The organism is Intestinibacter sp. (assembly GCF_022780145.1).
GTDB lineage: Bacteria > Bacillota > Clostridia > Peptostreptococcales > Peptostreptococcaceae > Intestinibacter.
On record NZ_JALEXO010000291.1, the window covers coordinates 1 to 7,331 of the forward strand.

Sequence of the window (7,331 nt, forward strand, 5' to 3'; positions counted from 1 at the left end):
AGAAAGACAAAATACTTGCTTTAAGTTTTCTAACCCAGGTTCGCTTAGAATATCTATAGAGGAGGCCATGAATGGAGGTATAAGTGATCCGAGAAATGAAAATAAAATAATTAAATTCATAAAAGAAAATGGGTTTATATCAAATAAAGTATCAAGAGAACAATTTGGATTTACAAAAAATCAAAATACAAAATTATTTAAGTCTTTATTAGCTAAGAATTTGATTATTAGTGAGGGAAAAGGTAAATTAACTATTTATAAATTAACTGAAAAATAGTTTATAAAAAACTACTTATTATAAACAATGAAGCGAAAAAGAAGCGGAAAATCGAAAAAAGAAGCGAAAAGGGGGAAAATAGTGAAAAATATAGGAAATATAAAATCGAATATAGATTTGTCTTATGAATATAAAAACTTAGCATTGCAAGATGAGAAAGTAGCGATATTGTTAAAAAATAACCAAGAATATAGACACGCCATATACTTTTTCCTTCAATCTATGGAAAAATATATAAAATCTAAGATATTTACATTAGTAAATCCAAATTTAGAATATTTTATAAAGAAAAATAAACATCATTCACTAGACGACAGTGTAGATTTTCTAATTGAAGTGATAAGTTCAGATGAAAATATTAGAAATCAAGTTAAATCTCAATTTAATCAGTACGTATTTAAAGACTTGAATTCGAGAAATTTACATAATAATCTGAGATATCCATTTTATAATGAGAAAAGGGGTAATTATGTGATAGTGAATTATGATAAAAAGGATTGTGAATATATAGAAGAGATGTTGGAGAATTTGAAAAAATATTTAAAGGACTTAAATCGTATATAAAAACAAGAATTACAAATCAAAAAATTCCTACCCTAAAATATGTATAAGATACATATGAAAGGGATGAAATAATCATGGAAAAATATAAAGTTAATCTGCACTTGTTAGAAAACTGCAACTATAAATGCAAGCATTGTTTTGCGAAATTCGACAGCAACAAAATATTGAATTTTTACGATTGGAAGCAAATTATAGATAATTGTATAATGTCCGATGTCAATATCGAGGGATTTAATCTTGCAGGTGGGGAGCCTTTATTGCATCCTGACTTAACGAAAATAGCGGCTTATATCAAGAGCATGAATTTATACTGTTCTATCATAACTAATGGGATATTGATGGACGATGAGTGGGTGAAAAATAACGCTAAATATTACGATATGATCGGTTTTTCTATCGATAGCTTCGAGCCTAAGACGCTAATCGATTTGGGTAGAAAAAATATAAAAAACGAGTATCTTACGAAGGAAAGATTTCTGCACCTGTGTGATATGATAAGAAAATACAATCCGAATTGTAAGATAAAAGTCAATACTGTTGTGAATAAGCTCAACAAAAGTGAGATGATGTATGACGTCATAAATCGTGCCGATGTGGATAGATGGAAGATTATAAAGATGAGAGTTTTTAAGAATAAGAATTTTAGCAATTTGAGCTTGGATATTTCTAAGGAGGAATTTGAGGTTTTTCTACAAAATAATCGACGCGGTCAAAATATCGTGAAGGAAGCTACTGTTAGGGCTTCTTATATTATCATTGATGCAAATGGATTTTTGATTGATAATAGTAGGGGCTATACTCATGATATTGTGACTGATTGTAGACGAGAGGATTTTTTCAAGGGGTTTGAGAAGCTGAATTTTGATAGGGATTTGTATTTTTCTAGATATGCTTAATTGAAATTTATGGAGGGAGTTTATTTATGTTTAGAAAAAGCACTGAATCAGACTGCAGAGCGATATATAATTTGATATGTGATATGGAAAACAAAGAGTTGCCATATGACGAATTTGAAAAAATATATTTTAAGCAGATAAATCGAGATGACATGTACTGCTTGGTAAATTCTGTTGAGGATGAGGTCATTGCGTTTATAAATCTGCGTTTCGAGGATCAGCTGCATCATTGTGAGAAGATAGCAGAGATAATGGAATTTGTTGTCGATGCTAGATATAGAAACAGGGGTGTTGGGAAGGATACGTTTGAAGAGGCTAGCAGGATAGCTTTGGATCGTGGATGCAGCCAGATAGAGGTCGCTTGCAATCAGCTGAGAGTTGATACGCATAGATTTTATGAGAGAGAGGGGATGCATAATTTTCATTATAAGTTTTCTAAAAGGTTAGTTGGTGAGGACGATTGTGTTAATGTTTTGGGAAGATAAATTTAATCTTAATTAACTAAAATTTCGGAGGTTGAAAAATGGATTGGATAGAAGACGTCAAGAAAAAAGTAAAAAGAAAAAATAAAATACTATTTTCCAAAGACAGCGAGTATCTACAAGATTTAGTTTGGTTAATCAACCAGCAGAATCGTCAAATACTAGTATTATGGGCGCTTGATTTTGCAGAGGAAATTGTGAAAAAGCTTGAAATAAAATATCCAAATGAAAATAGACCCAGAAATGCTCTAGAGGCAACCAAATTATGGGCTTCTGGGAAAATAAAAATTCCGATAGCTAAGCGTGAGATACTTAGTTGCCATGCTTTTGCGAAGGAAATCTCTAATCAAGAAGACATCGCACTATGTCACGCAGTTGGGCAGGCATGTAGTGTAGTTCATACGAGTGGACATGCAATCGGACTTCCAATCTATGAATTGACTTCTATTGTTTATAAATTAGGGGTTGAAAATTGTGCGGATTCTGTTGAAAAACGCAAGCAAGAATACATTGAAAGGCTCATTTATTGGAAAGATAATTACCAAAATTATACTGGTGAATGGGCAAGTTTTCTGATTAAGTAATTTAATATGCTCCCTTCAAAGCAATAAATTTTTGTTTGATAGGGAGCAGTTTAAAAATATTTTTAGCATTCCCAGAATCCAGCTAGTTCTTTCTTTATTTCTTCATAAGGCATTAAACTAGCCTCTACAATAGACTTGCCTGTTTTTTCTAAATAATATTTTATCATATGATATCCACAAGCATATCCTGCACAAAACGGAAGCCCTTCAGGGAAATATCCTTGTGCAGTAGCTATCTCATCGCCGTACAGATATGCTGTTATACTTTCTAGGCCTTGGACATTTAAGTTATCCTTGATTATTGGTTTGACGTAATCGTTCAAAGTCTCCATGTCTGTTGTCGTTACCCATGGGCCAAGCATTTCTTCTCCGTATATCCAGGTTGCGAAGTTTTCTGCTAGGCCTTCGTTGATCATCATTTCTTCTAGAGTTATGTCATTGCTCCATTTTATAAATTGGAATCTGACGTTGTGATTGCATTCATGGGCTAGAACGGAAGGAATTTTCTTGATGGTATCTTCTCTTGGGAGTAATGATAGGAAGATACTTCCTGGGATTCCGCCGTCACCGCAGCAGGATTCACTTAGTTTTGTGTATACGCTTTCTGGGTCGGGTAATAGTATTGTGTATTTGTATTCTTCGACCTTGAGTTCGACGCCAGCATCGACGAATAGGGATAGTGCTTTTTTGATTGATTCTGTGCATAATTTCCAAATTGCATCGTCATTGAGGCTTTTTACTTCTTGTGATTTACTTTGATCGATTTCGGATGGAGCCATGTATCCAAGCATTGAGCTTGCCATTATGACATCGTAGCCACCTTTTTGCTTTGCTTTGATTGGGACATTGTAACAAGCCCATTTATCGGAAAACTCACTCATTAAATCGTATCTATAGATATCGTCCTTTTTATCTGGTTTTGCATTAAGTATTTTGTTGTAAACTTTGTCAGAGCGTATTTCTGTAATTTTCATATACTCATCTCCTTTCACTACTAATACTAAGATATTACGTAGCGTTAATGTAAATAGTTTTTATAAAAAAATATTTACATTATTTTTTTATGACTATGAAGGTAAAGAACAAATAGGTATGTAATATGCTTAAAAAGGAGCATTTTATGTTGCAAACTAAAATTTTATAGCTTACTATAAAATAAAAAGGAGGGAAGCCAAATGACATATATAAGACTAAGAGGATAGTCGCACGGGTTGTGACTGTCATCAAATAAATTGTCATAACTCCGTGCTATTAGACATCAATAGTTAATTTAAGGAGATTATGAACAATGAAAAAATTAAATAAGGAGATTATGAACAATGAAAAAATTAAAAAAGATTGAAGTTTTAAAATCATTTATAGAGGAAAACTTAGAAGTATTTAGATGTCCAATTTGCAAAGGTTCTATAAAGAATGTAACCGAAAATAGTGTAATATGCAAAAATAATCATTGCTTTAATATGTCTAAAAAGGGATATATTAATTTAATAAAAAATAATAATAAAACAATTTATGATAAGGATTTATTTGAGGCTAGAAGTAAAATTTACGATCAAAAGGTATATGAAATCCTTTCTGAGGAAATAATAAATATAGTAGATAAGTATACTACTGGTGAGAAAATTAATTATGTATTAGATGCAGGCTGTGGAGAAGGTTATTATTTAAACCAATTATACCTAGATGAAAAAATTAATAAAAAATGCAGGTTAATCGGGATAGATATAGCGAGAGAAGGTGTTGCACTTGCCACAAGATTTGAAAACAGAGTATTTTGGAGTGTTTCCGATTTATCGAATTTACCTTTTGATGATAATAAAATCGATGTGATTTTAGATATACTTTCACCGTCGAACTATAGAGAGTTTGCAAGAGTTTTAAATAAAAAAGGGATTATTATAAAGGTAATTCCAGAAGAAAATTATTTGCAAGAGATAAGAAATCAAATAGCAGCATATATAAAGAAAGATAAGTATTCTAATAAAAATATTGTAGATGTATTTGAAAGTAATTTGGATATTGTCTATGAAAAGAGGATTACTTATAAGGTAAAAGATTTTAATTTAGAAGATTTTATAAAAATGACACCTTTAACATCAAGTTTAACTCAAAATCAAATTGATGAATTGGTTAAATCTGGAATAAATAGTATAACTATAGATTTGAAGGTTGTCGTAGGAAGAGAGAAGGATAACTAATATATAGTTGGATTTTATTTCGATAATAAAATATAAATAATAGAGTCAGATAAAAGAATATCTGACTCTAAACAATTTCTACCCAACAAATCTCCTTCTGAAATAATGCACCACAGGCACAATATACAAATAAAAAGCAAAAACAATATACCCATAACTGCCGATTCCCAAAATAGAGCAAGGCACCAAAGCCGCGATACACCAAGGAATAAGCGCTGGTGTAAGAATCGCCGAATTCGAAATATCCAAGCTTAATTCCTCTTTACCATAATCCTCATAAAGCTCCTTGACAATATCCAAAGTAAGTATAATAGCTATTGTCTGGCTGCATCCAATCGCAGCATTAATAGTGGCAAGTCCGAATGTAACTAGGAATAGTGATGCCTTGGAAAGATTCTTTTCTTTCAATTTTTGCTTCAAGCTATCGAACACATTTAGCCCACTGAAAAATCCAGACAGAGAGCAAGAGATAATTATTATATAGCATGTCTTCAGCATCGAGATAATTCCACCGCCGTGAATTATGCTTTTTAAAACCTCGGAATCGTTGGAATACCCAAATACCAATGATTTCACAAAATCCCCAACACCATTGCCTTGAACGACTATATCCAAAACAAACGCACATAAAACACTAACAGGTATAGAATAAGTTATTTTCACCTTAAACATAGACAATGCGAATAATATCACAGCCGGAAGCAAGAGAATTATCGATACATTAAAATAATTGTAAATCTCCACGTTTAGCTTATTATCCACGAATGAAAGCGGATATTTCAAAGAAAAAATCAGATAAAATCCCACGCAAAGCACGATAGGAATTATATTATCGATAAGCAGTTTTTTCGCATATCCAAACAGCTCCACATCAGTTAAATTGCACAAAAGCAGCAAGCTAGAAGAAAGCGGAGAAGATCTATCGCCTAAATAAGCTCCAGAAAAAATCGCACCGCCTAAAATATTTAAATTTATACCTGCAGCCCTTCCGATTATAATCAACGGAATTCCGACGGCGCTGACTGTGCCGAATGATGTTCCGATTAGCATCGAGATAAGTGATGTGATTAAAAATGCAGATAAAATAAACAGGTTCGGATTTAAGTATTTTAGTGAATAATAAATGATGCTAGGTATTGTACCGCAAGAAAGCCATGAGCTTATGAGCATTCCTATTAGAACTAGTATCAGGATGATGTTTAGCGATTTTTTTGTCTCAGTCCAGTATAAGTCTATTATTTTTTTTAATGAGTATCCTTTTTTTATGCCTATGAAGGTGAAGAACAACAGGGATGATGTAAGTCCGTAGCCTAAGAATATATCGTTTAAAACGCTGAATACTAATATAAATAGGGTGAATAAAATCCCCGCGAATATTAACATAAAATACCACTCCTCAATAAGTTTCTTATTTAAAATTATAGCGATTTTTTGTGCAATAAAAAAGCTATATGGAAAATTATACATGTTAAACATCGAGTATAATTTTACTATATAGCTCAAATTTATTCCTCATCTTCTGATTGGGTTCTATTAAACGGAAATCTCCAGACTGCTGGTGTCAATATACAGAATCCCTCAGCTACGAAATCGCTATTGTTGTATATAGTGTGAGGCATATTGCTTTTTATAATAGTGGAATCTCCTTCGTTTAGGTTAATTTCTTCATCGCCAACGAAAAGAATTATATTGCCCTTTTCTACAATGAGAACCTCCTCGCTCTCATGAACAATTGGTACTTCGCCGTCCTTTGTCTTAGGTTTTTGCTTAAATCTTATGACCAAAGATTTTGGTGTAAATGTATCTGTAGGCAAAGGCGAAATAAAATGATATTCAACAGAGGACTTCGGTTGTCTCATGATAGTGATATCATCTTTTCGGACTGTTAAGTTATCTTTACTCTCAGATTCAATCAACATATATGTAGGAATTCCTAATGTTTTAGCAATTTTACGAAGTGAGGATAGTGATGGATCTACTAAGTTTCTCTCTATTTGTGATATGTATCCAACAGATAATTCAGTAGATTTAGCCATTTCTTGTATTGTCATATGTTTTTGTTTTCTAAAACTACGTATTTTTTCTCCTAACATAATCGCATATCCCTTTAAAATTTATTTTATTCTATAATTTTATCATAAAAAATATTAATTTAAAATAATATATTGCTTGATAACTAAAATATAGTTGAAAATTTTATATATAGTAAAAAAATAAACTGTTAAATAAGATATTATTTTTAGTATATATAAAATTTTTACTTAAATAAGCATTAATATTAATATTTAAGCCTGAAAAAGTAAGTTATTCATGATGTATTTTTCATAAAT

Annotated in this window: 9 protein-coding genes; 6 read left to right on the forward strand and 3 right to left on the reverse strand. The window is 31.6% G+C overall.

Annotated features, from left to right (window positions below; genetic code table 11):
- The 5 genes from MR593_RS11050 to MR593_RS11070 all read left to right on the forward strand — a co-directional run.
- Window positions 1–277 (forward strand): hypothetical protein (locus tag MR593_RS11050; RefSeq protein WP_290692840.1); only part of this gene is annotated, 277 nt, incomplete at its 5' end.
- Between the two features lie 81 nt (window positions 278–358).
- On the forward strand, window positions 359–841 hold the full coding sequence (locus MR593_RS11055) for a HEPN domain-containing protein (RefSeq protein WP_290692842.1): 483 nt from the start codon (window positions 359–361) through the stop codon (window positions 839–841).
- A 74-nt stretch (window positions 842–915) separates the two neighbouring features.
- Complete coding sequence (locus MR593_RS11060; protein ID WP_290692844.1) at window positions 916–1,737, forward strand: viperin family antiviral radical SAM protein; 822 nt, start codon at window positions 916–918, stop codon at window positions 1,735–1,737.
- Between the two features lie 26 nt (window positions 1,738–1,763).
- Entirely contained in the window at window positions 1,764–2,222 is a 459-nt protein-coding gene (locus MR593_RS11065) for a GNAT family N-acetyltransferase (RefSeq protein WP_290692846.1), read from the forward strand.
- 38 nt (window positions 2,223–2,260) lie between these two features.
- The gene (locus MR593_RS11070; protein WP_290692848.1) at window positions 2,261–2,803 is read left to right on the forward strand and encodes a putative immunity protein; all 543 of its coding nucleotides are present in this window, start codon (window positions 2,261–2,263) and stop codon (window positions 2,801–2,803) included.
- Between the two features lie 62 nt (window positions 2,804–2,865).
- Here the strand turns inward: MR593_RS11070 and MR593_RS11075 are convergent, their stop codons facing one another.
- A complete protein-coding gene (locus MR593_RS11075) occupies window positions 2,866–3,777 on the reverse strand; it encodes a DUF2268 domain-containing protein (RefSeq protein ID WP_290692850.1) in 912 nt (303 codons plus the stop codon).
- Between the two features lie 345 nt (window positions 3,778–4,122).
- Here MR593_RS11075 and MR593_RS11080 point away from each other — a divergent pair, with 345 nt between their 5' ends.
- Window positions 4,123–5,001 carry a methyltransferase domain-containing protein gene (locus MR593_RS11080; RefSeq protein WP_290692852.1) on the forward strand — a complete coding sequence of 293 codons (879 nt, stop codon included), beginning with the start codon at window positions 4,123–4,125 and terminating at the stop codon, window positions 4,999–5,001.
- A 78-nt stretch (window positions 5,002–5,079) separates the two neighbouring features.
- On the opposite strand, the gene MR593_RS11085 is transcribed toward MR593_RS11080, so the two are convergent.
- Window positions 5,080–6,477, reverse strand: a complete 1,398-nt coding sequence (locus MR593_RS11085) for a Na+/H+ antiporter NhaC family protein (protein ID WP_331474835.1) — start codon at window positions 6,475–6,477, stop codon at window positions 5,080–5,082.
- 29 nt (window positions 6,478–6,506) lie between these two features.
- Window positions 6,507–7,094 carry a helix-turn-helix domain-containing protein gene (locus tag MR593_RS11090; RefSeq protein ID WP_290692854.1) on the reverse strand — a complete coding sequence of 196 codons (588 nt, stop codon included), beginning with the start codon at window positions 7,092–7,094 and terminating at the stop codon, window positions 6,507–6,509.
- Between the last annotated feature and the right edge of the window lie 237 nt (window positions 7,095–7,331).